Origin of the sequence: Paractinoplanes pyxinae (genome assembly GCF_026626335.1) — a bacterium.
Classification (GTDB): Bacteria; Actinomycetota; Actinomycetes; order Mycobacteriales; family Micromonosporaceae; genus Actinoplanes; species Actinoplanes pyxinae.
Genome location: NZ_JAPNTZ010000009.1, coordinates 58,897 through 83,017, shown reverse-complemented (window position 1 = coordinate 83,017; position 24,121 = coordinate 58,897). Strand labels below are relative to the sequence as shown.

The 24,121-nt window shown below is 70.1% G+C and carries 26 protein-coding genes; 12 read left to right on the top strand and 14 right to left on the bottom strand.

Going from position 1 to position 24,121, the window contains the following annotated elements; translation table 11 throughout:
- Window positions 1-21: 21 nt before the first annotated feature.
- Together OWR29_RS25360 and soxR are read right to left on the bottom strand one after the other, a co-directional pair.
- Window positions 22-729 carry a hypothetical protein gene (locus tag OWR29_RS25360; protein ID WP_267565727.1) on the bottom strand — a complete coding sequence of 236 codons (708 nt, stop codon included), beginning with the start codon at window positions 727-729 and terminating at the stop codon, window positions 22-24.
- A 46-nt stretch (window positions 730-775) separates the two neighbouring features.
- On the bottom strand, window positions 776-1,222 hold the full coding sequence (gene soxR / locus OWR29_RS25355) for a redox-sensitive transcriptional activator SoxR (RefSeq protein WP_267565726.1): 447 nt from the start codon (window positions 1,220-1,222) through the stop codon (window positions 776-778).
- A gap of 45 nt (window positions 1,223-1,267) precedes the next feature.
- Between soxR and OWR29_RS25350 the strand changes: the two genes are divergently transcribed.
- On the top strand, window positions 1,268-1,951 hold the full coding sequence (locus OWR29_RS25350) for a thiamine pyrophosphate-binding protein (protein WP_267565725.1): 684 nt from the start codon (window positions 1,268-1,270) through the stop codon (window positions 1,949-1,951).
- Window positions 1,952-1,959: 8 nt separating this feature from the next.
- Window positions 1,960-2,829 carry a transketolase family protein gene (locus tag OWR29_RS25345; RefSeq protein ID WP_267566065.1) on the top strand — a complete coding sequence of 290 codons (870 nt, stop codon included), beginning with the start codon at window positions 1,960-1,962 and terminating at the stop codon, window positions 2,827-2,829.
- A gap of 40 nt (window positions 2,830-2,869) precedes the next feature.
- On the opposite strand, the gene OWR29_RS25340 is transcribed toward OWR29_RS25345, so the two are convergent.
- Both OWR29_RS25340 and OWR29_RS25335 read right to left on the bottom strand, forming a co-directional pair.
- A complete protein-coding gene (locus OWR29_RS25340) occupies window positions 2,870-3,310 on the bottom strand; it encodes a hypothetical protein (RefSeq protein ID WP_267565724.1) in 441 nt (146 codons plus the stop codon).
- A 58-nt stretch (window positions 3,311-3,368) separates the two neighbouring features.
- Entirely contained in the window at window positions 3,369-4,499 is a 1,131-nt protein-coding gene (locus OWR29_RS25335; RefSeq protein WP_267565723.1) for an acetyl-CoA C-acyltransferase, read from the bottom strand.
- 35 nt (window positions 4,500-4,534) lie between these two features.
- Here OWR29_RS25335 and OWR29_RS25330 point away from each other — a divergent pair, with 35 nt between their 5' ends.
- The gene (locus tag OWR29_RS25330) at window positions 4,535-4,948 is read left to right on the top strand and encodes a PH domain-containing protein (RefSeq protein WP_267565722.1); all 414 of its coding nucleotides are present in this window, start codon (window positions 4,535-4,537) and stop codon (window positions 4,946-4,948) included.
- On the opposite strand, the gene OWR29_RS25325 is transcribed toward OWR29_RS25330, so the two are convergent.
- Window positions 4,934-5,848 (bottom strand): rhomboid family intramembrane serine protease, encoded by a 915-nt coding sequence (locus OWR29_RS25325; RefSeq protein WP_267565721.1) that lies wholly within the window; start codon window positions 5,846-5,848, stop codon window positions 4,934-4,936. The two genes, OWR29_RS25330 and OWR29_RS25325, sit on opposite strands and share 15 nt — an antisense overlap.
- Before the next feature lie 14 nt (window positions 5,849-5,862).
- Window positions 5,863-6,393, bottom strand: a complete 531-nt coding sequence (locus tag OWR29_RS25320) for a peptidylprolyl isomerase (protein WP_267565720.1) — start codon at window positions 6,391-6,393, stop codon at window positions 5,863-5,865.
- 195 nt (window positions 6,394-6,588) lie between these two features.
- Here OWR29_RS25320 and OWR29_RS25315 point away from each other — a divergent pair, with 195 nt between their 5' ends.
- A complete protein-coding gene (locus OWR29_RS25315; protein ID WP_267565719.1) occupies window positions 6,589-7,173 on the top strand; it encodes a hypothetical protein in 585 nt (194 codons plus the stop codon).
- A 16-nt stretch (window positions 7,174-7,189) separates the two neighbouring features.
- Here the strand turns inward: OWR29_RS25315 and eccB are convergent, their stop codons facing one another.
- The 3 genes from eccB to OWR29_RS25300 all read right to left on the bottom strand — a co-directional run bounded on the left by eccB (window position 7,190) and on the right by OWR29_RS25300 (window position 10,902).
- Window positions 7,190-8,575 carry a type VII secretion protein EccB gene (gene eccB, locus OWR29_RS25310; RefSeq protein WP_267565718.1) on the bottom strand — a complete coding sequence of 462 codons (1,386 nt, stop codon included), beginning with the start codon at window positions 8,573-8,575 and terminating at the stop codon, window positions 7,190-7,192.
- A 32-nt stretch (window positions 8,576-8,607) separates the two neighbouring features.
- Entirely contained in the window at window positions 8,608-9,714 is a 1,107-nt protein-coding gene (locus tag OWR29_RS25305; protein WP_438872654.1) for a magnesium and cobalt transport protein CorA, read from the bottom strand.
- 93 nt (window positions 9,715-9,807) lie between these two features.
- Entirely contained in the window at window positions 9,808-10,902 is a 1,095-nt protein-coding gene (locus tag OWR29_RS25300) for an aminotransferase-like domain-containing protein (protein WP_267565717.1), read from the bottom strand.
- Window positions 10,903-11,016: 114 nt separating this feature from the next.
- Here OWR29_RS25300 and OWR29_RS25295 point away from each other — a divergent pair, with 114 nt between their 5' ends.
- From OWR29_RS25295 to OWR29_RS25285, 3 genes are read left to right on the top strand one after another with little or no spacing between them, the layout of a single operon-like run.
- Window positions 11,017-11,748, top strand: coding sequence for a phosphocholine cytidylyltransferase family protein (locus tag OWR29_RS25295; protein ID WP_267565716.1), 732 nt, complete (start codon window positions 11,017-11,019; stop codon window positions 11,746-11,748).
- Window positions 11,736-12,797 (top strand): iron-containing alcohol dehydrogenase family protein, encoded by a 1,062-nt coding sequence (locus OWR29_RS25290; protein ID WP_267565715.1) that lies wholly within the window; start codon window positions 11,736-11,738, stop codon window positions 12,795-12,797. The genes OWR29_RS25295 and OWR29_RS25290 overlap by 13 nt, the downstream gene beginning before the upstream one ends.
- Window positions 12,772-13,503: a CDP-alcohol phosphatidyltransferase family protein gene (locus OWR29_RS25285; protein ID WP_267565714.1), complete on the top strand. Its 732-nt coding sequence runs from the start codon at window positions 12,772-12,774 to the stop codon at window positions 13,501-13,503. Before OWR29_RS25290 ends, OWR29_RS25285 begins: the two co-directional genes overlap by 26 nt.
- A 32-nt stretch (window positions 13,504-13,535) precedes the next feature.
- Here the strand turns inward: OWR29_RS25285 and OWR29_RS25280 are convergent, their stop codons facing one another.
- The 4 genes from OWR29_RS25280 to OWR29_RS25265 form a co-directional block, all read right to left on the bottom strand.
- Window positions 13,536-14,102 (bottom strand): TetR-like C-terminal domain-containing protein, encoded by a 567-nt coding sequence (locus OWR29_RS25280; protein ID WP_267565713.1) that lies wholly within the window; start codon window positions 14,100-14,102, stop codon window positions 13,536-13,538.
- On the bottom strand, window positions 14,095-14,928 hold the full coding sequence (locus OWR29_RS25275; protein ID WP_267565712.1) for an alpha/beta fold hydrolase: 834 nt from the start codon (window positions 14,926-14,928) through the stop codon (window positions 14,095-14,097). Before OWR29_RS25275 ends, OWR29_RS25280 begins: the two co-directional genes overlap by 8 nt.
- A 75-nt stretch (window positions 14,929-15,003) precedes the next feature.
- On the bottom strand, window positions 15,004-16,473 hold the full coding sequence (locus OWR29_RS25270; protein WP_267565711.1) for an arylsulfotransferase family protein: 1,470 nt from the start codon (window positions 16,471-16,473) through the stop codon (window positions 15,004-15,006).
- Window positions 16,474-16,551: 78 nt separating this feature from the next.
- Complete coding sequence (locus tag OWR29_RS25265) at window positions 16,552-17,700, bottom strand: glycosyltransferase family 4 protein (protein ID WP_267565710.1); 1,149 nt, start codon at window positions 17,698-17,700, stop codon at window positions 16,552-16,554.
- Between the two features lie 25 nt (window positions 17,701-17,725).
- Between OWR29_RS25265 and OWR29_RS25260 the strand changes: the two genes are divergently transcribed.
- The 3 genes from OWR29_RS25260 to OWR29_RS25250 all read left to right on the top strand — a co-directional run bounded on the left by OWR29_RS25260 (window position 17,726) and on the right by OWR29_RS25250 (window position 21,008).
- Window positions 17,726-18,586: an Fpg/Nei family DNA glycosylase gene (locus OWR29_RS25260; protein ID WP_267565709.1), complete on the top strand. Its 861-nt coding sequence runs from the start codon at window positions 17,726-17,728 to the stop codon at window positions 18,584-18,586.
- Window positions 18,587-18,734: 148 nt separating this feature from the next.
- A complete protein-coding gene (locus tag OWR29_RS25255) occupies window positions 18,735-20,324 on the top strand; it encodes a sugar transferase (RefSeq protein ID WP_267565708.1) in 1,590 nt (529 codons plus the stop codon).
- Window positions 20,325-20,348: 24 nt separating this feature from the next.
- Window positions 20,349-21,008 (top strand): ribonuclease FAU-1 family protein, encoded by a 660-nt coding sequence (locus OWR29_RS25250; RefSeq protein WP_267565707.1) that lies wholly within the window; start codon window positions 20,349-20,351, stop codon window positions 21,006-21,008.
- A gap of 141 nt (window positions 21,009-21,149) precedes the next feature.
- Here OWR29_RS25250 and OWR29_RS25245 read toward each other — a convergent pair whose 3' ends face one another.
- Window positions 21,150-22,019, bottom strand: coding sequence for a poly(ethylene terephthalate) hydrolase family protein (locus tag OWR29_RS25245; protein WP_267565706.1), 870 nt, complete (start codon window positions 22,017-22,019; stop codon window positions 21,150-21,152).
- Window positions 22,020-22,166: 147 nt separating this feature from the next.
- On the opposite strand from OWR29_RS25245, the gene OWR29_RS25240 reads away from it, so the two are divergent.
- Window positions 22,167-23,360, top strand: a complete 1,194-nt coding sequence (locus tag OWR29_RS25240) for a sensor histidine kinase (protein WP_267565705.1) — start codon at window positions 22,167-22,169, stop codon at window positions 23,358-23,360.
- Entirely contained in the window at window positions 23,357-24,100 is a 744-nt protein-coding gene (locus OWR29_RS25235; RefSeq protein ID WP_267565704.1) for a LytR/AlgR family response regulator transcription factor, read from the top strand. The genes OWR29_RS25240 and OWR29_RS25235 overlap by 4 nt, the downstream gene beginning before the upstream one ends.
- Window positions 24,101-24,121 lie beyond the last annotated feature (21 nt).

Below are 24,121 nucleotides of genomic sequence, written 5' to 3'. Positions count from 1 at the left end.
ACAACTTCCGATGGAGGCGGACTATTTGCCTTGGTTGGCGGGGTAGCGCTCGATCGCCACGCCGGCCTTCACGGCTTCGGTGATGTTGGCCTCGAGCAGGTTGCGGGCGGTGTCGGACCACGGCGGCCGGGTGTCGCTGCGGGTCTTCTTCCAGATCGCGTCGGCGTTCTCGGTGGCTGTCGGCACGTCTCGCAGCGCGGCGTTGATCTCGGCCTTCACGGCGGCGCGGATCTCGGCGGCGATCCACCTCTTGTCGTCGGCGGTAAGGGCCACGGGTACGTCCTCCAGGTGCCAGGAAGCCGTCGAGGCTTCGTGGGAAGTCGTGTACGAGGATGAGAAGTGCGCGTGGTGGTCATGCGCGTTGGAGCCGGTGTACGTGCGTTGGCGCCAGCCGGAGCTGGCCGACCAGATCCGGCGGTTGTAGATGATGTAGCGCAGCCGCTTCTCGGCGCTCGACCGGCACCGGGCCAGCAGGAACTGCACCACGTTCTCCATCGACAGGCCCGGCACGCGTAGGTTGACGTCGACGTCGATGGCGTGCACCTCGTTGACCCGGTCGGCGTCGCGGATCGGGACGTTGCCGGTCTCGTCGGGGTTGTGATCGGACTGGCTGCCCTGGTGGGCCGTGTCGCCGATCGAGCCGTCACTGGACTTGTCGCGGTCGGGCGCGATCGCGTTGAACTCGGAGCGCAACTTCACCAGGCAGGGCACCAGAATCCAGCTGGCCATCCAGGCCTCCTTAACGGGCCGTGGAGTCCAAAAGTAATCCGTCGGCTCACGTTCCGGACGGCGGGTTGAGGAGGATTCGGGCGCCGGGGCCCTCGCCGGCCAGGGCGTCGCCCGGGTTGATCAGCTTGCAGCGGTGCAGGGAGAGGCAGCCGCAGCCGATGCAGCCGGACAGGTCGTCGCGCAGGCGCTGCATGAGGGCGATCTTCTCTTCCAGGCGGTGCCGCCAGCGGTCGGACAGCCGCGCCCAGTCGGCCCGGGTGGGCGTACGGTTCTCGGGCAGTTCGGCCAGGGCGGCCCGGATCTCGTCGAGCGACACCCCGACCTGCTGGGCGATCCGGATGAAGGCGACCCGCCGCAGTTCGGTCCGCTCGTACCGGCGCTGGTTGCCCGAAGTGCGGGTGGAGTGGATCAGGCCCTCGCGCTCGTAGTAGCGCAAGGCCGACGGCGCCACCCCGCTGCGGGCGGCGAAGTCACCTATGGTGAGCGTCTCCATGGTGCCCCTTGAGTTGAAGTTCACTTCAAGTTGCAGCCTATCTCCATGACAACGACAGCAGTGTTACCCGACGACAAGCTCGGCCCCCTGCTGCACCGGATCACCGGGGACGAGAAGCACACGCCGAGCGCCTACTCGACGCTGGACGTGCTCTGGGTGCTCTACGACCGAGTCCTGCGGATCAGCCCGCAGACCGTCGACGCGCCCGACCGCGACCGCTTCCTGCTCTCCAAGGGGCACGGGCCGGCCGCCTACTACGCGGTCCTCGCCGCCAAGGGCTTCTTCCCCGAGGAGTGGCTTGATGACCTGGGCGGATGGGACAGCCCGCTCGGTCATCACCCGGATCGCGTGCGCATCCCCGGTGTCGAGGTCGGCACCGGGTCGCTCGGGCACGGCCTCGGGTTGAGCATCGGGGTTGCGCTCGGCCTGCGTGCGCAAGGCTTCACGCGTACACGGACCTTCGTGCTTTTGGGCGACGCCGAGCTCGACGAGGGTTCGAACCATGAGGGTATCGCGTACGCCGCCGCCACCCACCTGCCGATCACGGCGATCGTCATCGACAACCAGTCGTCGACGCACGGCTGGCCGGGCGGGATCGCCGCCCGGTTCCCCGGCTGGGACACGTCAGTCGTCAGTGGACGCGACCGCGACCGCCTCGAACGAGTGCTGAAGCCGCGGCACGACCGGCCCAACCTGATCGTCGCCACCGTCGAACGCAAGGGGAGCTGAGCGACATGATGCGGGAGACCTTCATCGCCACGACCACCGAACTGCTGGACGACGACCCGCGTACGGCCCTGGTGCTGGCCGACATCTCGGCCGAACCGTTCGCGCCGGCCCGGCGCCGGCATCCCGAGCGGGTGCTCAACGTGGGCATCCGCGAGCAACTGATGGCGAGCGTGGCCGGCGGGCTGGCACTGACCGGCCTGCGGCCCTACCTGCACTCGTATGCGCCGTTCGCCGTCGACCGGGCCTACGAGCAGCTGAAACTCGACCTGGGGCACCAGGATGCGGGCGCGGTGGTGGTGACCATCGGCGGCTCGTACGACGCCTCGGCCGAGGGCTACACGCACCAGTCGCCGGGCGACGTCGCGCTGCTCGACACGCTCGAGGGCTGGACCGTCCACGTGCCAGGGCATCACGACGAGGTGCCGCCGATGCTGCGGGAGGCAGCCCGGCATGACGACCGGGTCTACGTACGCCTGGGCCTGCAGGAGAACGACCGCGCCTACCCGGATGCGGGCCGGCTGCTCGTGCTGCGCCGGGGCGGGCCGCTGGTGGTGGCGGTCGGGCCGATGCTCGACCCGGTGCTGGAGGCGACGGCCGGGCTCGACGTGACCGTCGCCTACACGAACCGGCCGCGCCCGCTCGACGCCGACGGCCTGCGGGCGCTCACCGAGGGCGAGGTGATCCTGGTCGAGCCGTACCTGGCCGGGACCTCAGCCGCCGCGGTCAGCGCGGCCCTGGAAGGGCTGCCGCACCGCGCGCTGCACCTGGGCGTCGGTCGCGCCGAGGTTCGTCGTTACGGCACGTGGCGCGACCACGCACGGGCGCACGGCCTCGACGCGCCGGGCCTGCGCGCGTCGATCGTCGACTTCCTCGGTTGATCGTCCGCCGGCAAAATCCCAGTCTTCCGCCGGCAAACAGCTAAGCGGCGAGCGCGTGCTGCTTGCCGTGGAAGACCTGCCGGAGCAGCCCGTCCGCGTGCCACACCGTGTCCGGGTTGCTCAGCCGCATCCGGAACCGCTCGCGCACCCCGTCCACCGCGGTGGCCGCGATGTCGAGGGCGGAGCGTGACGCGGCCGGGCTCCAGGTCACGTTGCTCAGGTGGCGCAGGTTGGCGTTCAGGTGCAGCCGCAGGCGGTGCAGCACCTTCGTCTCCTGGGTCACCACGAGCCGCCGGTGCGTCAGCACCAGCATGAACTCGCCGGCCAGCGGGGCCTCCGGGCGCAGGCAGCGGCCGACCAGCACGGTGGTCTCGTCGGACTCGACGCAGCGGCGCACGACGGGCAGGTGCCGGCTGACGGTCGGGATGGCGACACCGGCCTCGGCGGCAGCGGGGAGGAACGTACGGGAAAACACGTCCATGTGGCGTTTAACGCGGGGTCCCAGGGGAAGTCGCTGCCACGGCCCGATGAATGTTCGATTACAGGGTTTCGACAATCGTGGCGTTGGCCATGCCGGCCCCTTCACACATGGTTTGCAGGCCATATCGAAGGCCGGACTGTCGCATGTGGTGCAACATCGTCGTCATGATGCGCGCGCCGGATGCCCCGAGCGGGTGACCCAGGGCGATCGCCCCGCCGCGTGGATTCAGCCGGGCGCGGTCGGCCCCGGTCTCGGCCAGCCAGGCCAGCGGCACCGGCGCGAACGCCTCGTTCACCTCGTAGACACCGAGGTCGTCGATCTTGAGGCCCGACTTGGCCAGCGCCTTGGCCGTGGCCGGCATGGGCGCGGTCAGCACGATCACCGGGTCGGCGGCGGCGATCACGGCCGTGTGCACGCGGGCCAGCGGCGTGAGACCGTGCGCGGCGGCCCACATAGAGGTGGTGACCGCGAGCGCGGCGGCGCCGTCGGAGATCTGGGAGGCCGTGCCCGCGGTAACCTTGCCATCTTGCTTGAAGGGCGTCTTCAGGCCGGCCAGCTTCTCGAGCGACGTGTCGCGGCGGATGCCCTCGTCCTGCTTCACGCCGGCCAGCGGCTCGATCTCGGCGTCGAACTCGCCGGAATCCTGGGCCCGGGCGGCCGCGGCGTGGCTGGACAGGGCGTACTCCTCGAGCTGGGCCCGGGAGAGGTTCCAGCGCTCGGCCACCATCTCGGCCCCGACGCCCTGGTTGAACGACTCGACGCCGTACCGCGTGCGGATGCTTTCGCCGTACGGGTCGGAGCCCTGCCCGCTCGAGCCCATCGGCACCCGGGTCATCGACTCGACACCGCCGGCCACGACCAGATCGGCCTGGCCCGAGATCACCGTCGCGGCGGCGAAGTGCAACGCCTGCTGGCTGGAGCCGCACTGCCGGTCGATCGTCGTGCCCGGGATCGACTCGGGCCAGCCGGCCGCCAGCACCGCGTTGCGCCCGATGTTCCACGACTGCTCGGCCACCTGCGAGACGCAGCCCCAGTGCACGTCGTCGACGTCGGCCGGCTCGAAACCGGTGCGCTCGGCCAGCGCCCGCAGCACATGGGCGGACAGCTCGACGGGGTGCACACCGGCCAGGCCGCCGCCGCGCCGGCCGATCGGGGTCCGGACCGCTCCAACGATCACCGCATCACGCATGGATCGACGGTAACTCGCACTGCCATAGTTGGTGGATGGAGTGGCGCATCAAGCCGGTTCTGCCGGTCAGCAAACTCATCGGCGTGGTCGCCGTCGTCGTGCTGGCGTTCGCCTTCGCCGGGCGTGACCCGGTTCGGTGGGTGCTCGCCGCGGTTGTCGTGCTGGGCCTGCTCGGCTGGGCCCTGCGTGATCTGCTGCGGCCGGTGCGTCTGGCCGCCGATGCCGAGGGAGTCACCGTCGTGACGGGCTATGCGAGCCGGCGCCGGCTCGCATGGGGGCAGATCGAACGCGTACGGGTCGATCGCCGCACCCATCGCGGCCTGCGCAGCGAGATGCTGGAGCTGGACGCGGGCGAGGCGATCTATCTGTTCAGCGCCAACGACCTGGGCGCCCTGCCCGAAGAGGTCGCCACCGCGCTGGCCGACCTGCGGGTCTCATCCCCCCAGTAACGTCTGGGTCCGCACGATCGCGGCCGCCAGCAGAATCACGAACACCGCGGCGCAGCCGAGCCCCTGGATCAGGCTGCGTCTCGAATTGGGCGCGTACGCCAGAATCACCGCGACGATTCCGCCGACGATCAGCCCGCCGACGTGCCCGGCCACTGACACGTTGGGCACGCTGAACGTGAAGAGCAAGTTGACCACCAGCAGCGGGATGAACTGGCTGACGTCGAGCCGCAGCCGCCGGTTCACCACGATGATCGCCAGCACCAGGCCGAAGACCGAGGTCGAGGCCCCGGCCGCCTGGGCGTTGGGCGCGGTGAACAGGTACGCCGCGACGTTGCCGCCGATGCCGGCCAGCAGATAGAGGGCGGCGAAGCGCAGCGGGCCCAGCTTTTCTTCCAGATAGCGGCCCAGCTGCCAGAGCAACACCATGTTGAGCAGCAGGTGCAGCACGCCGTAGTGCAGGAACATCGCCGTGACCAGGCGATACCACTCGCCGGCGGCGATGCCGTGCGGGTCCCCACCGGCCACGTACGGCGCGTAGCCCAGCACCGAACCCCACCGCGTCACGTCGGTGCCCTGGCCCATCAGGCCGAACCACCCGCCGGCGCCGGCGATCGCCCGGGGGCCGCCGATGACGGCCGAGACGATGAAGAACAGGACGTTGATGCCGATCAGGGCCTGGGTCACGTAGCCCGCGCGGCCGACGCTGCTGCCGCCGAAGGCGGTGCGCGCCTGGCGCTGGGTGCGCCGCCCCTCGGCCACGCATTCCGGGCACTGGTGACCGACCGACGCCTCGTTCATGCAATCGGGGCAGATCGGCCGGTCACACCGTGTGCACCGGATGTAGGTCTCCTTGGACGGATGGCGGTAGCAGACCGGGACCGTCGAGGGAGCCTCACTCATGAATCAAAGGTACTTCAGTCTTGCGCGCGCTCAATCTCCACGCGCTCGACCACGACGTCCTCGCGCGGGCGGTCGCCCGGGCCGGTCGGCGTGTTGGCGATCGAGTCGACGACCTTGGCCGACTGCTCGTCCGCGACCTGGCCGAAGATCGTGTGCCGGCGGTTCAGGTGCGGGGTCGGCGCGACCGTGACGAAGAACTGCGAGCCGTTGGTGCCCGGGCCCGCGTTGGCCATGGCCAGCAGGTACGGGCGGTCGAAGGAGAGTTCCGGGTGGAACTCGTCGGCGAACTGGAAGCCCGGGCCGCCGCGCCCGGTGCCGGTCGGGTCGCCCAGCTGGATCATGAAGCCGGCGATGACCCGGTGCGAGATCGTGCCGTCGTAGTAGGGACCGCTGCCCTTCTGGCCCGTGCGCGGGTCGGTGTAGTCCTTCGTGCCCTCAGCGAGCTCCACGAAGTTGCGCACGGTCGCCGGGGCGTGATCCGGGAACAGCTGGAGCCGGATCGGGCCGTGGTTGGTGTGCAGGATGGCGTAAAGCTTCTCGGCCACGGGTACTCCTCCTGTGTCGCGCCCCGCAGTACCTCTTGGGGGGCGATGGGACAGTTCCTTGCAGTTCGGATCCTCCCCCATGTGTCAGAAGCGGCAGCGCGGGGGTACCGATAGAGGGCAACATGACTCGGGACAGACCTCAGGAGGTGGGCACTGGTGTTCGCAACTATGCGCCGTAAGAGCCGTAGCGAGCGGATGAAGAACGAGCTCGGGCAGAGCGTCGATCACTTCAAGCGCGCGGCGTCCCTCGCGGCCGCCGAGACCAGCGCGACGGTGGGACCGACGCTGACCGCCGCGGTCGACCGGGTTCAGCCGGCCGCCACGAAGGCCAAGGACGTGGCCTCGAGCGGCTGGGACAGCGCGGTGGCGACCATCACTCCGCTGGTCGCGGCGGCGACCGACAACGCGCGCCAGACCGGCAAGGTCAGCAAGCGCAAGGCCAAGAAGACCGCCAAGGAGAACCAGAAGGCAGCCCTCAAGCTGCAGAAGCGGGCGAGCAAGGCGGTCGGCCGCAAGGAGAAGAAGGGCCGCGGCTCCAAGCTGCTCGGCTTCGCTCTGCTCGGCACGGCCATCGGCATCGGCGCCGCGTACGCCGCCAAGCGCCGCCAGGCCGCGCAGTGGGACGAGTACGACCCGGCCGCGCCGATCACCTCGTCGTCGCCGGCCACCGGGGCCGACGACGCCGCGTTCGAGCCCGAGGCCGTGGAGCCGGAGAACCGTCAGGCGTACGGCTCGCAGAACGGCACGGTGCCCAACACCGCGCCGAACACCCCTCGGTAGTACGGCTGTAGCGCCCTTACTGGGGCGCCGTTTGACGGGCCCGCGCTGGATCCAGCGGCGGGCCCGTCGGCATGAGCGAAATCAGCTCGGACGGGATCTGCTGCAGCTTGACGTCGCCGTAGCCGAGCTTGGCCACCAGGTCGCGGCTGGCCAGCGGGTATTGCCGGCCGGTGTCGGTGACCAGGCTCACCGTGCCGGTGCCCGCGGGCGCGTTCGGCGAGGCGGCCGAGACGGTGATCGCGCCGCGGCCACGGGCCACGTGCACCAGGTCGGCCTGGACGCCGCCGCCAGCGCGGCCACCGACGCCGGCTACCGCTTCACCGGTCGGGATGGTCGGGTCGATCCGGATGCCGTCGCCCGCCTTGTCGACCGGCAGGGTGACGCAGGCCCGGGTCGGGGCGCCGTCGATGAGCTGCGGCACCACCGGCGGCAGGCCCGACGCGTCGCCCGCGTCGCTGATCCGGGTCTGTGACGTCGGCAGGCCGATGAAGTCGCTCCCGATGTCGGCCGGCCGGTCCACGCCCCGGACCGTCAGCATCAGCCGCGCCTGCATGTCGGTCAGCGCCGCCTTGCCGTCGGCCAAAATCACCGCGACCTGCTGGCCGTCGGTGACCAGTTGGCCCACCCGGAAGTTGCCGGCCACCGACTCGCGACCGAGACCGGGAATCGAGGGCGGCACCAGTTCGGGCCCGGCCGGCACGGCGTTGAGCCAGGCGATCGAGACCGGCCAGGGCCGGCTGCTCAGGTAGTTGAGCGTGGAGAGTGTCGCGTCGTTGCGCGAAGTCGGGATGGCGAACCGCCGGTTGCCGACCACCAGCGAATTGCGGCCGTTGGTGTCGCGGACCAGCAGGCCCCGGCCGGCCCGGGCCAGGACGGTGCCGTCGGTGAGCCGGTCGCCGGCCAGCAGCGTGCTGCGCGAGGCGCCGGTCTGGTTGTCGGTGCAGACCGACCAGCGGTCGGTGATCAGCGCCTTCTTGCCGGGCAGGGAGTCGGGCGCGTCCGGGATGCCGAGCGGGTCACCCAGCGGGACGCCGGCCAGCTTCTCGGACGAGACGCTCTTGAGCGGCGGCGTCTGGGCCGAGGCGAGCAGCAGGCCCGACGTGAAGTTGAGCACCGGGTGCAGCTTGCCGTCACTTTCGAGAAAGACGAAGCGGGCGCCGGTGCCCTTCTCTTGAAAGACCACATTGGTGTCTCGCGGGTTGACGCTGCTGTTGCCGGTGAGCAGGCCGTAGATCGCCGCGGCGGCCACCAGCAGGCTGGCGATCAGCAGGCTGACCAGCGCTGTCATGCCGGCTCGGCGCAGCGGCGATCGGTGCGGATCGGGGTCGTGCGTGACCAGCGCGGCCACTACCCGCTGAAGCGAGTACTGGTACGAGTGGAGCTGATCCTGACGCGACGGCACCTAAGTCACTCTAGGGGCCGCTGTCTATGTCCTTACAGCCAGCCGCTGCGCCGGAACACGCGGTAGAGCAGCACCGAGACGACGAGGATGATCAACCACCACGACGCGTAGCCGTACTTCCAGGTCAGCTCGGGCATGAAGCTGAAGTTCATGCCGTAGATGCCGGCGCCCGCCGTCCACACGGTGGCGATGGCCGCCCATGCCGCGATCTTGCGCATGTCGTTGTTCTGGTCGACCGTGACCTGCGCGAGCCGCGCCTGCAGGATCGAGTTGAGCAGATCGTCGAAGGACGAGACCTGCTCGACCGTACGGGTCAGGTGGTCCTGGACGTCGCGGAAGTACTTGCCGATCCGCTTGGGCACGATCGCCACGATCATCGCCAGCGGCCGCTGCAACGGCACGACGGCCCGCCGGAACTCCACCAGCTCACGCTTCATCTGATAGATGGCCGGGATCGGGCTGGCGTGGTCGCGCGAGAAGACGCCCTCCTCGATCAGCTCGAGGTCGGACTCGACCTGGTCGGCCACCGCGACGTAGTGGTCGACCACCCGGTCGGTCACCGCGTAGGCGACGGCCCACGGCCCCTGCTCGATCAGGTCGGCCCGCTGCGACTCGAGGTCGGCCCGCACGGAACCGAGCTCGGAGGCGTCGCCGTGGCGCACGGTGATGACGAACTGCTCACCGACAAAGATCATCATCTGGCCGGTCTCGACCACCTGCGAGTTCTCGGTGATCTCGCTGTGCGGCACGTAACGGGCGGTGCGCATGGCCAGGAAATGCACCGAACCGAACTGCTCGAGCTTGGGCCGCTGTTCCGCCTTGACCGCGTCCTCGACGGCCAGCTCGTGCAGCCCGTACGTGTGCGCGATGGCGGCCATCGACTCCTCGCTCGGCTCGTGCAGACCGAGCCAGACGAACGCGTCGTCGCGGGAGCAGGCCGTCTTCAGCGCCTCGTCGGGGGTGAAGTCGCCCGGAAGGCGCAGGCCCGCGGCGTAGACGGCGCAGTCGACCACGCCGCTGCCCGCGTGCCCGGGACGGCGGTCGGTCGTCCCGTCGGTCGTGCCGAGGATCCGGTTCATCGCCCGGACCGGCGCGGCGAAGGCTCGCGACAACGGCCGGTTGCGGTGACGATCGCTCACCTTGACCTCCTCCACACGGACGAACAAACCGCCAGAGGCTACGCCCGGCAGGATTGTTGCCTACCCACCGGGCGTCCGTTCACCACTGACGGCTCAGCCGCGTACCTCTTCGATCGCCTCGGCGATGCGGCGCACACCCTCGTCGATCTGGTCGACCGTGACCGCCGAGAAGGCCAGCCGGACCGAGCTGCGGCCGCCCTCGAGCAGGAAGTCGCTGCCCTTGACGATAGCCACACCCTTCTTCATCGCGGCCGGGAAGAGCTTGTCGACGTCGACGTCCGACGGCAGGTCGACCCAGAGGAAGTAGCCGCCGTCGGGCTCGGTGAAGGTCGCGGCCGGGATGTGCTTGCGCAGCGAGTCGGCCAGCACCCGGGCCCGCTCGCCGAGGGCGGCGCTCACCGTCGCCACCGAGCGCTCGATGTCACCCGAGACGCAGAACTGGTGCACGATCGCCTCGGAGACCATGCCGGGCGAGATGTAGAGGTTGGTGGCCTTCTTGGCGATCGCGTCGATCAGCGCGGCCGGGCCGACCAGGTAGCCGACGCGGACGCCGGGGCACACCGTCTTGGTGAAGCTGGAGGCGTGGACGACCAGGTTGTCGGAGTCCATGGACAGCATCGAGGGCAGGGCGTCGCCGCGGAACCGGATGTCCACGTACGGGTCGTCCTCGAAGATCGTGAACTCGTACTCGGCGGCCAGCGCGAGCAGCGCGCGGCGCTTCTCGACCGAGAGCGTGATGCCGGCCGGGTTCTGGTAGTTCGGGATGATGTGCGCGAGCTTGGGGCGCACCCCCGACTCGAGCAGGCCGCGCAGCTCGTCGACGTCGATGCCGTCGGGGCGCAGCGTGACCTGGTGCACCTTGGCCCCCAGGTTCTGCAGGCTGAGCAGGGTGCGGTCGTAGGTCGGCTTCTCGACCACGACGTCGTCGCCCGGCTGCACGAGGTGGTTGAACAGGAACGCGTCGGCCTGCAGCGAGCCGTTCGTCACAATGACCTGGTCGGCCGAGACGTTGTGCTTCTCGGCGATCCACTTGCGCAACGGGACATAGCCGACGGACGTGCCGTAGGCGGTCACACCAGCGGGATCGGCGTCGAAGGCGCGCGCGGCGGCGGCCTTCAGGCCCTCGACGTCGATGATGTCCAGCGACGGAGCGCCCCGGGCGAAAGAGATCAGCTGCTCAGCGGTCATGCGCACAAGCTTACGAGCCGCCTCTACAGAATTAACGTTCGCCTCGTCCGGTCCGGGCAGTGGGACAGCACCCGTTATTCTCGCGGAGTTCACCTATTAGATGGAGAGAACCCGATGATCGGTCTGATACTCGCCGCCGGAGCCGGACGCAGGCTTCGTCCGTACACGGACACCCTGCCCAAGGCGCTCGTCCCGGTCGACGGCGAGACCACGATCATGGACATCTCTCTGCGCAACCTGGCCGCCGCCGGCTTGACCGACGTGACGATCGTAGTGGGCTACTGCGCGAACGCCGTCGAGGAGCGCCAGGCCGCCTTCGAGAGCAAGTACGGCGTCAAGATCTCGCTCGTGCACAACGACAAGGCCGAGGAGTGGAACAACGCGTACTCGCTCTGGCTGGCCCGTGACCACTTCACGCAGGGAGCGTTGATGGTCAATGGCGACACGGTGCACCCGGTCAGCGTCGAGCAGACCCTGCTGGCGCAGCGCGGCCCGAGCATCCTGCTGGCCATCGACGACGTGAAGAAGCTGGCCGAGGAAGAGATGAAGACGGTCTTCGACGCGGACGGGCAGCTGACGAAGATCACGAAGCTGATGGACCCGGCCGACGCGTTCGGCGAGTACATCGGGGCCAACATCATCGAGGCCACGGCCGCCGCCGAGCTGGCCGACGCGCTCCAGGCGACCTGGGAACGCGACCCCGACCTGTACTACGAGGACGGCTTCCAAGAGTTCGCCCAGCGCGGCGGTCAGGTGCGGGCGGCCACCATCGGCCAGGTCGACTGGGTCGAGGTGGACAACCACGACGACCTGGCCAAGGCCCGGGACATCGCATGCCGCTACTAGCCCGCAGCGTCCAGGCGCCGCTGCACATCCACGTCCGCCGGGGTGCGGTGGCCGACCTGGGCCGCATCCTGGCCGACGGGCGCATCTCGGCCGGCGGCGACGTGGCGGTGGTGGTCGGCCCCGGCCAGGGCGAGCGGATAGCCGAGCTGATCCGCCCGAAACTGCAGACAGCCGACGTCTTCACGACCACCGGCGGCACGCTCGACGCGGCCCTGGAACTCGCCGACAAACTGCGTTCCCGTCCGTACGACGCAGTGGTCGGCATCGGCGGCGGCACCACGGTCGACACGGCCAAGTACGCCGCCAACCGCTGGGGCCTGCCGATGATCTCGGTCGCCACCAGCCTGGCCAACGACGGGATCGCCTCGCCGGTGGCCAGCCTCATCAACGACGGCATCAAGGGCTCGTACGGGGTCCACATCCCGTTCGGCGTGATCGTCGACCTGGACTTCGTCGAGACCGGCCCGGACCGGGTCAACCGCGGCGGCATCGGCGACGCGATCAGCAACATCAGCGCGCTGGCCGACTGGGAACTGGCCCGCGAGATGCGCGACGAGCCGGTCGACGGCCTGGCCGCCTCGCTGGCCCGGATGGGCGCCGAGGCCGTGCTCACCATGCCGGGCGACCTGCACGACGACGCGTTCGTAACCGTGCTGGCCGAGGCGCTGATCTCGAGCGGCCTGGCCATGGCGGTCAGCGGCAGCAGCCGGCCGGCCAGCGGCGGCTGTCACGAGATCATGCACGCCATCGACTCGCTCTACCCCGGCACCGCCTCGCACGGCGAACTGGCCGGGCTGGGCGCGCTGTTCTGCACCTTCCTGCGCGGCGACGAGCGGCGCTTCGCGCAGATGGCCGACTGCCTGGCCCGGCACCAGCTGCCCCGGGTGCCGGCCGACGTCGGGCTGAGCGCCGAGCAGTTCACCGAGGCGGTCGCGTTCGCCCCGCGCACCCGGCCCGACCGCTACACGATCCTGGAACACCTGGCCCTGACCCCCGACGAGATCAACGGAAAGCTGGCGCTCTATGTCGACGCCGTCGCCGGCCGCTGAGCCCGCAACCGCCCCCACCGCGGCCGACTACTACGCGGTCAACCGTGGTGGTGGCCTGTTCAGTGAGGCGCTGAGCCAGCGGATCGGCGCGCGCATCGCGGTCAGCGCCCACAAGCACCGCCTGGCGCCGACCGTGCTGACTGTGTTCAACCTCGGCCTGGGCGGCCTGGTCTCGATCGTCGTGATCGCCACCGCCGAGCCCGTGGCCGACGAGCGCGTCTGGGCCTGGCCGATCGGGCTGCTCGCGCTGATCGGCTGGCAGCTGGCGTACGCGTTCGACTGCGCCGACGGCCAGCTGGCCCGGGTCACCGGCCAGACCAGCGCCGCGGGGGCCCGCCTGGACGTGCTGTGCGACGTGGCCGTGCAGATCTCGCTGGTGGCCGCGCTGGCCGCCACGGCCGAGGCGCAGGTGCCGGACACGCCGGCCTGGCTGCTGGCCGCGTTCGCCGGCACGTGGATGGTGAACCTGGTGACCTCGGTGATGCAGACCGGCGACAAGGCCGCCAGCATGGTGACCAGCCGCTCGCTGCCGGTGCGCCTGGTCAAGCTGGTCCGCGACTACGGCGCGGTGGTCGCGCTGGCCGGCCTGGTGCTGACCGTCGCCCCACAGTGGACGATCTGGTTCATCGGCCTCTTCACCCTGGTCAACGCAGCCTTCCTGGCCGCCAGCGTGATGTTCTCGGCCCGCGAGGCGCTACGCGGTTAGGCCGTCCGGCTTCGATTTTCAAGCCTCGGTTTTCAGGCCTCGGTTTTCAGGCCTCGGTCGACGAAGTCGATCAGCCACTCGAAGCTCTTGTCGACGTCGGTGTCCATCTCGAAGCCGCCGGCCGCCTCGATCGTCGCGAAGCCGTGGAAGAGGCTGCGCAACAGTCGCATCGCGTGCACTGTGTCGGCTTTGTCGATGTCGTAGCCGGCCAGCACGGCCGCCAGCGAGTCGAGCACCCGCGCGCCGCCGATGGCGATCGGGTCGTCCGGGCCCTGCGGGTTGAGCGGCAGGGTGGCCGAGTAGCGCCCGGGATGCTGGACGACGTACGTCCGGAGGGTGTGCGCGGCCGCGGCCAGAGCGTCCCGCCCGGACTTGCCCTGCAGCGCGTCGCGCAGCGCGTCCCCCACCTCGACCAGGGCCAGCGCGGCGATCCGCCGGTTCAGGTCGGCCTGACTCGCGACGTGCTTGTAGAGCGACGGCGTCCGCACTCCGAGCCGCTCGGCGACCAGGCCCATCGTCACGTTGGCCAGCCCGATCTCGTCGGCCAGCCCGGCGGCCGCCGCGGTGACCGCCGCCGGGTCGAGTCCCGCCCTAGGCACGGGCGTACGCCTTGAAGAACGGGAGCAGCACCGCGACGGTCTCGTCGGGGTACTGCGTGTGCGGGTAGTGGCCGGCACCCTCGATCACCTCGAGCTGCCCCAGCCCGGCCGGCAGCTCGGCCAGGATCGCTTCACCCTCGGCGCGCGGGTTGCCCCAGTCGGGGTCGAGCGAGCCCTCGATGATCAGCACCGGGCAGCGGACGTTACCCAGCTGAGCCCCGGCATCGGTGGCCGGCGTCGTCCCCATCTTCTGCAGCGCCTTCATCCGGCCCGGCTCGCCCAGGTTCGCCGCGTTGCGCCGCAGCTGCTGGTCCCAGTCGGCCGGCTTGCGCCCGGGGAAGGCGCCGTCGAGATATTTGTGCCACCACTTCACGCTGCCCAGCATGCCCATCATCGTCAGCCGCGTCATGCCGGCGCGGTACGACTTCGAGCGCAGGTCGCTGAACTTGATGGACAGCTTGCGGGTGAACGGCGCGATCTCGACGATGCCCTCGACCTGGTCGGGCGCTTGGGCGGCGGCGATGGTGACGGCGCCGCCCGAGATCGACTGCCCGACCAGCACGGCCGGGCCACCGAGGTGGCGAACCACCGCGATGAGGTCGCCGGCGATGTCCGTACGGGTGTAGGACGGCCAGACGGCGCTGGACTCACCGGCGCCGCGCAGGTCGACATTGGCCACCCGGTAGCCCGCCGCCACCAGCTGCGGGACGACGAACCGGTAGGACTCGCGGCTGTCGCCCATGCCGTGGGCCAGGACGACCAGCGGCCCGGCGCCGGTCACCTCGTACGCGATGGTGCCGCCGTCGACGGTGAGGAACTCGGTCATGACTGCCTCCAGGTGTTGGCTAACTCCGTTAGCTGAAAGCTAATGGCGTTAGCCAACGATGTCAACAGTGACCGATCACACTCGCACCGGGATCGCCGACGAGGAGCCCAGCACGTTCCCGTTCGCGTCCAGCGCCTCGGCCACCACGTACTCGGGCAGGCCGGCCACGGTCAGCGTGGTCTCGAAGCCGGTGCGGGCCTGCTCGACCGTGCCGCCCGACAACGCGCCCGGCTGCGTGCCCCACCGCGCCCGCCACCGGGCCACCCGGGACGCGCCGTTCCAGCTGGCCGAGACGATCACGTTGCTGCCGTCGACGCGCAGGCCCAGTGCCGGCTGATCCGACGGCGTGCCCGCCCATTCGGCCTTGTAGGCGCGGTAGGACTGGTTGTCGAGCGGCAGGTGGCCGGCCAGGCGCACCGAGCCGTCCGCGTTGTGCTCGGTGAAGTGCGGCATCTGTCCCCAGCCGATGAACGAGCCGCCGTCGGCCAGTTCGCGGAAGCTGCCCTGGGTCGGCGCCGACAGCCGGTCCGGATGCACGTACTCGGCCACGAAGGTGACCCGCTTGGCCGCCTCGTCCACCTTGAACACCACGCCGCGCGAGTACTCCTTCTCCTTGGTCACCCCGGCGCCGTTGTCGAACAGCCCGTACGAGCCGTCCCGCCGCTGCCGGAAGTCGTGCTGCCACGAGAACTTCGTCCGCTCGTCCACCGCGAAGTCGGACTTCTTGCCGCCGATGCGCCAGATGATCTCTCCGCTGCGCCGGTCGATCTTGTAGACGGTCCAGGTGTGCCGGGCCGAGGCGATGATGTTCCCGTCGGCGGCCAGCCCGACCGAGTTGGCGTGGAAGTAGTCGTACGGAAGATGCTCCGAATCTCCCACGGGCCGCGGCGCATAGGACTCGTCGAGCTTGACGTGGTCGCTGGACCGCCACTCGAAGACCTTGCGGCCGGTGGCGATGTCGATCTCCTGGATCACGCCGTCGTGCAGCACGCCGTCCTCCGGACCGCCCAGAGCGCTCAGGTCGTACGGGATCGGGTCGTAGACCCAGAACAGCGCGGTGTTCCGTGGCGTGATCACCAAGTCGTGCTGGTCGGCCTGCTCGGTGCCGGCCGCGCGGACCCGGGTGATCTCCCGGTACGACTGGTCGGCGATCACGAACTCGCCCTGACCGACGCCCTGGCCGCCGGTGCCGCCGATGGTTCCCTCCCACCAGGTCAGCACGGGCTTCCCGCGGTAGGTCTGGGCCTTGAGGTCGATGGCCACCGTCGCCGGGTCGGGCACCTTCTTGAACCAGACCGGCGAACCCTGCTCGTCGACCACCAGCGGGCCCCACAGACCCGTACCGGAAGCAGGGGTCAGAAAGATCGAGCCGGCCACCGTGCCGGTGGCGGCGGTCGTGATGGTGACGTCGGGCAGGGTGTTCAGGTCGGGCCGGGAGCGGTATTTCGGGTCGGCGGCCGCCGGTTTTTCCTCCGCCGGCGGCTCCGGCTCGTCACGACGGCCGAGCGCGTAGCCGGCGACGCCGGTCACGGCGGCGCCACCCACACCGAGAAGGATGTTTCGCCGGGAGATAGTCACTCACCCGGCGTTCCCGGAGATCACATGATCTACCTGTGTGATTGATCAGAGTTGGCTGTAGATCTCGATCAGCCGCGGGGTGAGCACATCGGGGTGAAACTGCCGCTGGTAGCGGGCCCGTGCTGCGGGAGCGACAGCGGCGGCCCCGTCCCGGGCCAGTGGCAGGGCGGCGGCCAGCGCGGCCGGATCGGGCTCCACGAGCCAGCCTGCCTCGTCACCGACCAGGTACGGGATGCCGCCGACGGCCGTGCCGAGCACCGGACGGCCGGCCGACATCGCCTCCAGGATCACCGTGGGCAGCACGTCGTTCCAGGTCGGCACGGCCACCACCACGGCCGACTCGTCGCGCACCTTGCGCATGCCGTCCCGGTCCAAAATGCCGAGGTAGTGCACGTCCGAGCGCTCGGCGGCGGCCTGCTCGGCCAGGGGGCGCAGCTCACCGTCGCCCGCGATGCGCAGCGCGCCCAGTGAGCCGTCCGGGTGCCGCCGCCAGGCGTCCAGCAGCAGGCTGAGCCCCTTCTCGGGCGAGAGCCGGGCGCCGTACAGGAAACCCTCGCCCAACGGCGCCGGCTCACCCGGGTCGGGCAGGCCGTTCGGCTTCACCACGATGTGGCCGTCCGGGATGCCGTAGTCGCTCAGGTGCGCGGCGATCCGGTCGGTGAGCGCGATGAACCGGTCGACCGAGCGCCAGGTGGGCCGGTGCACGGCCAGCGTGGTGGCCATGAGGGCACTCTGGGCAGCCGAGCCGCGGTAGCACTTGTGCTGGACGGCGGGCCAGCCGATGACCTTGCCGCGGCAGTCCTGGCAGTTGTGGCCGTCGCGGAAGTAGAGGCCGGACGAGCAGACCTGCCGGTAGTTGTGCACCGTCTGGACCACCGGCACGTTGTGGGCGTGGGCCGTGCGGACGACCCAGGGCGACAACAGCGGGTACGGGTTGTGCAGGTGGAAGACGTCCGGGCGCTCGGCCTCGAGCAGCGCCGACAGGTCCCGCTGGGCGGCCCGGCCGTAGATCGGCGACAGCGGCAACAGGGCCTTCTCGGCCAGCGGGAGCGCGCCGATCGAGTCCGAACTGCGCTGGAACGGCAGCACCTCGACCCCGGCCTCCCGCAGCTGGGTTATCTCGGTGTCGACGATCACGTTCTCGCCCGACGGCATTGCTTCCCGATACCGGTTGTGCGCAACGACGACCTTCACGGCTTTAAACGCTACCGTTGACACCGTGCCCGAACTTCCCGAGGTCGAGGCGCTCGCGGCCTACCTGCGCGAGCGCGCGGTCGGCCACACCGTCGAGCGCCTCGAGGTCTCCTCGTTCAGCGCGCTGAAGACCTTCAACCCACCCGCCACCGCCGTCGCCGGCCTCGAGGTCACCTCGGCCGGCCGCCACGGCAAGTTCCTCGACGTCGGCCTCGGCCCCGACCTTCACCTCGTGGTCCACCTGGCCCGGGCCGGCTGGCTGCACTATCGCGACGCGTTCAAGTCGCCCGCCCCGCTCAAGCCGGGCAGCGGGCCGATCGCGCTGCGCCTGCGGCTCGACGACGGCTCCGGCTTCGACCTGACCGAGGCCGGCACCCAGAAGTCGCTGGCCGCCTATCTCGTCCACGACCCGGCCGAGGTCCCCGGCGTGTCGCGGCTCGGCCCCGACGCGCTGGCCGTCAGCCGCGACGAGTTCGCCACCCTGATCAAGAGCCGGAACGGGCAGATCAAGGGCGTCCTGGTCGACCAGGAGGTGCTGGCCGGCATCGGCAACGCCTACTCCGACGAGATCCTGCACGTGGCCAAGCTGTCGCCGTTCGCGCTCACCGGCAAGCTGACCGACGAGCAGATCGACGCCTTGTACGCGGCCATGCGCGAGGTCGAGACGGACGCCGTGGCGCGCTCGGTCGGGCAGAAGGCGGCCGAACTCAAGGGCGAGAAGCGAGCGGGCATGCGGGTGCACGCGCGCACCGGGCTGCCCTGCCCGGTCTGCGGCGACACCGTGCGCGAGGTCTCGTTCGCCGACAAGAGCCTGCAGTACTGCGCGACCTGCCAGACCGGCGGGAAGCCGCTGGCCGACCGACGCCTGTCCAAGTTGATCCGATAGGTGCCAAACGGTCACGGTACGTACACGGTCGGGAAAGCACGCACAACGTCCGCTTCTCTCCGCCCGATCCATCGGTATAGTGGCCCGGTCCCACGTTTCCGCGACGCGGTCGTCCTGACGTCTCGTAGCGGTGCGTAATCTTTTCCGGATGCGGGAGGACGTAGGCGAGGTGACCGCTAGCCTGCATCGCCCGGTTACCGACAGCAGCCGGAGCAAACCCGTGCCGTACGACAGCTTCGAGTGGCAGCAAGAGCCGCCACCGAGCAACGGCGTACCCCGATCGGCCTGGAACCGGCAGCACAAGCGCCTCTCGCGCTGGCATCGCCCGTACACGTTGGCCCTCGTTTTTCTCGACCTCATCTCGGTCGTGCTGGCGAGCCACCTGGCCGCGACGTACATCGAGAAGTCGCGCTCCGGCTTCCTCGGCCGCAGCCTCGGCTTCCTGCACGGCGAGCAGCTGTTCATCTTCTTCGCGTACGTCGTTCTGCCGCTGGGCTGGCTGATTCTGCTCTGGGCCAACGGCACCTACGACCGTCGCTATCTGGGCCTGGGCAGCGAAGAGTTCAAGCGCATCGTGCGCACCTCGGTCACCGTGGTCGCCTGCGTGTCACTGCTCGCGTTCGCCACCAAGGCGCCGCTGTCGCGTGGCACGGTCGCCGCGGTCTCGCTGATGGCGGTCGCCTTCCTGCTCATCGGCCGGGTCGCCGCCCGCCAGGTGCTGCACTTCGCCCGGCGCAAGACCGGGCACGGCGCGCACCGCATGATCCTGGTCGGCACGCTGCCCGAGGCGCTCGAGGTCTACACCGCGGTCACCCGCAGCCCGGCCGCCGGCCTCATCCCGGTGGCCATCCACATAACTGACGGCTACGCGGCGGCCCGCGGCATCGAGACCCCGGTTCCGGTCTACGCCGCCCGCGACGTGCTGTCGCTGGTGCGCGAGGTCGGCGCCGACACGATCGCGGTCTGCGGCTCGGCCAGCGCCGAACCGGGCGAACTGCGCCGCCTGGCCTGGCAGCTCGAGGGCACCGGCGTCGACCTGGTGGTGGCGCCCCAGCTCACCGACATCGCCGGCCCCCGGGTGCACATCCGCCCGATCGAGGGCCTGCCCCTGCTGCACGTCGAAGAGCCCACCCTCTCGGGCCCCGGCTGGCTGGTGAAGAACCTGCTCGACCGGGTCGCCGCCGGCCTCGGCCTGCTGCTGATCAGCCCGATCCTGCTGGCCATCGCGCTCGGCATCCGGCTCTCCGACCCCGGGCCGGTCTTCTTCCGCCAGCCCCGCGTCGGGCACGAGGGCCGCACGTTCCGGGTGTGGAAGTTCCGCACCATGTACGTCGACGCCGAAGAGCGCAAGCGCACGCTGGAAGAGCTGAACGAATCCGACGGCATGCTCTTCAAGATGAAGAACGACCCCCGGATCTTCTCGTTCGGCGCGAAGCTGCGGGCGACGTCGCTCGACGAACTGCCCCAGCTGATCAACGTGCTGAAGGGCGAGATGTCGCTGGTCGGCCCGCGCCCCCTGCCGGCCGACGACGGCGACTACCTGGGCGACGTACGCCGAAGGCTGTTGGTCCGGCCCGGCATCACGGGGCTGTGGCAGGTTTCGGGGCGGTCGGATCTGTCGTGGGACGAGGCCGTGCGGCTTGACCTCTACTACGTCGACAACTGGTCGCTCACGTACGACCTGAGCATTCTGTGGCGCACGATCTGGGTCGTCCTCAAGCGCAAGGGCGCCTACTGACATCCACCCGGATAGGCTCCCAGAATGTCGCTCTTGCCCGGAAAGACGGTATATCTGCGTCATTGGCAGCGTGACCAGCTGGGGATGTTCTTCCCCATGCAGATCGCGGATTGTCTTGATGACGGTCTGTTACTGTGGGCGCCCGCCGGCGCCCAGGGTTGGCACTTCAACATGCCGGACGGGCGTGGCATGGCCCAGACGCCGCTCGCGGAGTGGTCGGCGGCCCGACGGGTTCCGGCCCCGCACGCCATCGATCACGGCCTGCTCAGCTGGCACCCGCGCGGCCGGGACTACTCGGTGCGGTGGTTCTTCCGCCCGGACGGGTCGTTCTACCAGTGGTACGCCAATCTCGAGGCGGCCGCTTCCGTCCAGGGCGGCCCGGAACTGACCGTGGTCGACACGGTCGACTGGGATCTCGACGTCGTGGTCCATCCCGACCGCGCGTGGGAGTGGAAGGACGAGGACGAATTCGTCGCGCGGCTGGCCCAGCCGGACGCCTACTGGGTCGACGACGAGGAGCGCGTCCGCCGGGCGGGCCGCGAGATCGTCGAGCTGGTCGGGGCCGGCGCGTTCCCGTTCGACGGCACGTGGTGCGACTTCCGGCCCGACCCGGCCTGGCCGGCCCTGGTCCCGGCCGACCCGGTGGACAACCGCCTAACCGTGGATGACGTCGCCTGTGGATAACTGGGTCGCCCGCCCTTGACAAGCGCTAACGTCTCCTCCGATTCCCCCGGGCGGGCGGGGGAGGCGGTGGCGCACCCCAGCAAGATCGAACAGCGCGACGCCCGGCCGATGGCTGCCGGGCGCCGCGTCCTCGCGTGAGGCTCAGGAGTGCGGGCAGGTGTCGCGGTATTCCTGGATGGCCGAGCCGGACGGCGCCGGGCACAGGAACTGGTCGTAGCGGGTGTCGTTGTCGATGAAGCGCTTGAGCCAGCTGATGCTGTACTTCGCCACTGTCACGTTGGTCGAGGTTGGCGCGGAGTGCGAGGCGTTGTTCAGCTCGAGGTACGCCTTTTCGATCGTGCTCGGCAGGCTGGTGTAGAACGGCTCGGAGTGCGACGACACCGGCGCCACCGTGTCGTTCTCGGCGCCGATGATCAGGGTGGGCACGCGGTCGGAGCTCCAGCTCTTGGTGCCGTGCCACGGGGTGAGCGGGATGGCCGCCTGCAGGGCCGGCCGGCTGACCGAGGCCGAAAGGCTGCCGCCGCCGCCCATCGAGTGGCCCATCACGCCGAGGCGGGTGGCGTCGATGCGCGTACGGACGCCGCTGGTCCTCGTCAGGTAGTCGAGCGCGGCCAGCAGCTGGGTGCCGCGCGAGGCCGGCTGGTCGAGGGTGCTCAGCGTGTCGATCGTGATGATCACGAAGCCCTGCGAGGCGAGGCGCGGGCCCAGCCACGAGACGCTGGACTGGCTGGCGGTGAAGCCGGGCGAGATCGCGATCGCGCCGAACGTGCCCTCCGCCGTGCTGGTCGGGTAGTAGATCGTGCCGCCGCCGAAGCCGCTGACCGACGAGCGCGCGACGGTGGTCTGGGCGATCGCGAACGAGCCGCGGGACGCCTCGATGCTGCTGGTGGTGGGGGCGGGGCCGCGCTCGTACGGGTTGGCGGCCAGGGCGGGTGCGGCCGGTGACGCCGCGACGAAGGTCAGGGCCGCGAAGACGGCGGCCAGGCCGGTGCGGATCTTGAGGACGGACATGGGCGCTCCCTGGGGTGTGGGTAGAGCCGTGTATCGATTTAGGTCAATCTTTGATCCACTCGTTACCCACGGGTAATCCCAATTGGCACCCTGCCAATACGGTATGACGGCTGGACGGCGGCTCCCGGAACGACCACTATCTGGTCCGTGGCGGGACAGGTGGGCAGCGTGCTGGCGGTCATCGCGGTGCTGGCCGCCCTGGCCGCCGCGGTGGTGGCCGTCGTGCGGCTGCGAGCGCGTCGCGGCATCGCCACGGCCATGCAGCGGGCCACCTACGACGTCCTGCACACCGCGGGGCTCGCCGCCGATCCGCTGCGGGCCGGGCTGAGTCCCAGCACCGCCGGAAAGGCCGTTCGTCACCTTCGTACGCTGGTCGGCTCGGCCGGGCTGACGATTGCCGACGCCGACCGGTGCCTGGCCTTCGACGGCCGCGGCAGCCACCACAGCGACCAGTTCACCGCGGCCGCCACCCGGGCCCTCGAGGCGCACCGGTCGATCGTGCTCAGCTCGTCCGACCTGCCCTGTGACCGGGTCGATTGCGTCGTACGGGGGGCGGTGGTGGCGCCGTTGACCGGGCTCGCCGGTCAGGCGACGGCCGCCCTGGTGGCGGTGGCCGACGATCACCCAGCCCCTGGTCTCGTACAGGCAACCCTGGAAACCGCCCGCTGGGCCGGCTCGCAACTGGCGCTGGCCGAGCTCGATTCGTCGCGCGAGCGGCTGGCCCGGGCCGAGGTAAGGGCGTTGCGCGCCCAGATCAGCCCGCACTTCATCTACAACGCGCTGACCGCGATCGCCTCCTTCGTACGCACGGATCCCGAACGCGCCCGCGAGCTGATCCTCGAATTCGCCGAGTTCACTCGCTACTCGTTCCGCGCGCACGGCGAGTTCACGACGCTGGCCGAGGAACTGCGCTCGATCGACCGCTATCTCACGATCGAGCGGGCCCGGTTCGGCGACCGGCTGCAGGTGCGCCTGCAGATCGCCCCCGAGGTGCTGCCGGTCGGTCTGCCCTTCCTGTGCCTGCAACCGCTCGTCGAGAACGCCATCCGGCACGGTCTGTCCCGCAAGCCGGGCGTCGGTATGGTGAGCATCGAGGCACAGGACGCCGGGGCCGAATGCCACATCACGGTCGAGGACGACGGGGTCGGCATCGACCCGGCGGTGTTCGCGGCCGGCATGCCCGAGACTGACGACGGCCAGCACGTGGGCCTGGCGAATGTGGACGAGCGGCTGCGCTCGGTCTTCGGCGACCACTTCGGCCTGGTCGTCGAGACCGCGCCCGGCGCCGGAACGAAGGTGAGCATGCGAGTGCCGAAATTCCACCCCGGGGTGCGGGCATGAGCCTCGTCGTGCTCGCTGTGGACGACGAGCCGCCCGCCCTGGACGAACTGGCGTACCTGCTCAACGCCGACGGCCGGGTCGCTCACGTGCACCGCGCCGGCGACGCCACCGAGGCCCTGCGGGTGCTGCGCGACACCGAGGTCGACGCGGTGTTCCTCGACATCCGGATGCCCGGCCTGGACGGCATGGAACTGGCCCGCATCCTGCGCCGTTTCGCCCGCCCCCCGGCAATCGTCTTCGTGACGGCGTACGACGACGGCGCGGTCGACGCCTTCGACCTGGGCGTCACCGACTACGTCCGCAAGCCGGTCCGGGCCGAACGCCTGGGCGAGTCCCTGCGCCGCGTGGCCGGCTCCCGCCCCGTACCGCCGACGGCCCCGCCACAGCCCGCCGACGAGCCCACCATTCCGGTCGAGCTGGCCGGCACCACGCGCATGCTGCCCCGCAGCTCGGTCCGCTGGGTGGAAGCGCAAGGCGACTACGCCCGCCTGCACACGGCTGACGCTTCCCATCTCGTACGCGTCTCGCTGGCAACCTTGGCCGAACGCTGGGCCGACGCGGGCTTCGTCCGCATCCACCGGTCCTACCTCGTGCAGATCCGCCTGATCGCCGAGCTCCGACTGGCCAACTCGGGCTACGTGGTCTCCGTCGACGGCATCGAGCTGCCGGTAAGCCGCCGCCACACCCGAGAACTCAAGGATCGCCTGATCAGAGCAGCCAAACACGACTGGACCCGCTGACCTGGCACACCCTTTCCACAC

Coding starts and splice junctions, on each gene's coding strand:
- OWR29_RS25360 (WP_267565727.1), bottom strand. CDS start 729: ATGGCCAGCTGGATTCTGGTGCCCTGCCTGGTGAAGTTGCGCTCCGAG.
- soxR (WP_267565726.1), bottom strand. CDS start 1,222: ATGGAGACGCTCACCATAGGTGACTTCGCCGCCCGCAGCGGGGTGGCG.
- OWR29_RS25350 (WP_267565725.1), top strand. CDS start 1,268: ATGACAACGACAGCAGTGTTACCCGACGACAAGCTCGGCCCCCTGCTG.
- OWR29_RS25345 (WP_267566065.1), top strand. CDS start 1,960: ATGCGGGAGACCTTCATCGCCACGACCACCGAACTGCTGGACGACGAC.
- OWR29_RS25340 (WP_267565724.1), bottom strand. CDS start 3,310: ATGGACGTGTTTTCCCGTACGTTCCTCCCCGCTGCCGCCGAGGCCGGT.
- OWR29_RS25335 (WP_267565723.1), bottom strand. CDS start 4,499: ATGCGTGATGCGGTGATCGTTGGAGCGGTCCGGACCCCGATCGGCCGG.
- OWR29_RS25330 (WP_267565722.1), top strand. CDS start 4,535: ATGGAGTGGCGCATCAAGCCGGTTCTGCCGGTCAGCAAACTCATCGGC.
- OWR29_RS25325 (WP_267565721.1), bottom strand. CDS start 5,848: ATGAGTGAGGCTCCCTCGACGGTCCCGGTCTGCTACCGCCATCCGTCC.
- OWR29_RS25315 (WP_267565719.1), top strand. CDS start 6,589: ATGAAGAACGAGCTCGGGCAGAGCGTCGATCACTTCAAGCGCGCGGCG.
- OWR29_RS25300 (WP_267565717.1), bottom strand. CDS start 10,902: ATGACCGCTGAGCAGCTGATCTCTTTCGCCCGGGGCGCTCCGTCGCTG.
- OWR29_RS25295 (WP_267565716.1), top strand. CDS start 11,017: ATGATCGGTCTGATACTCGCCGCCGGAGCCGGACGCAGGCTTCGTCCG.
- OWR29_RS25290 (WP_267565715.1), top strand. CDS start 11,736: ATGCCGCTACTAGCCCGCAGCGTCCAGGCGCCGCTGCACATCCACGTC.
- OWR29_RS25285 (WP_267565714.1), top strand. CDS start 12,772: ATGTCGACGCCGTCGCCGGCCGCTGAGCCCGCAACCGCCCCCACCGCG.
- OWR29_RS25275 (WP_267565712.1), bottom strand. CDS start 14,928: ATGACCGAGTTCCTCACCGTCGACGGCGGCACCATCGCGTACGAGGTG.
- OWR29_RS25255 (WP_267565708.1), top strand. CDS start 18,735: ATGCGGGAGGACGTAGGCGAGGTGACCGCTAGCCTGCATCGCCCGGTT.
- OWR29_RS25250 (WP_267565707.1), top strand. CDS start 20,349: ATGTCGCTCTTGCCCGGAAAGACGGTATATCTGCGTCATTGGCAGCGT.
- OWR29_RS25245 (WP_267565706.1), bottom strand. CDS start 22,019: ATGTCCGTCCTCAAGATCCGCACCGGCCTGGCCGCCGTCTTCGCGGCC.
- OWR29_RS25235 (WP_267565704.1), top strand. CDS start 23,357: ATGAGCCTCGTCGTGCTCGCTGTGGACGACGAGCCGCCCGCCCTGGAC.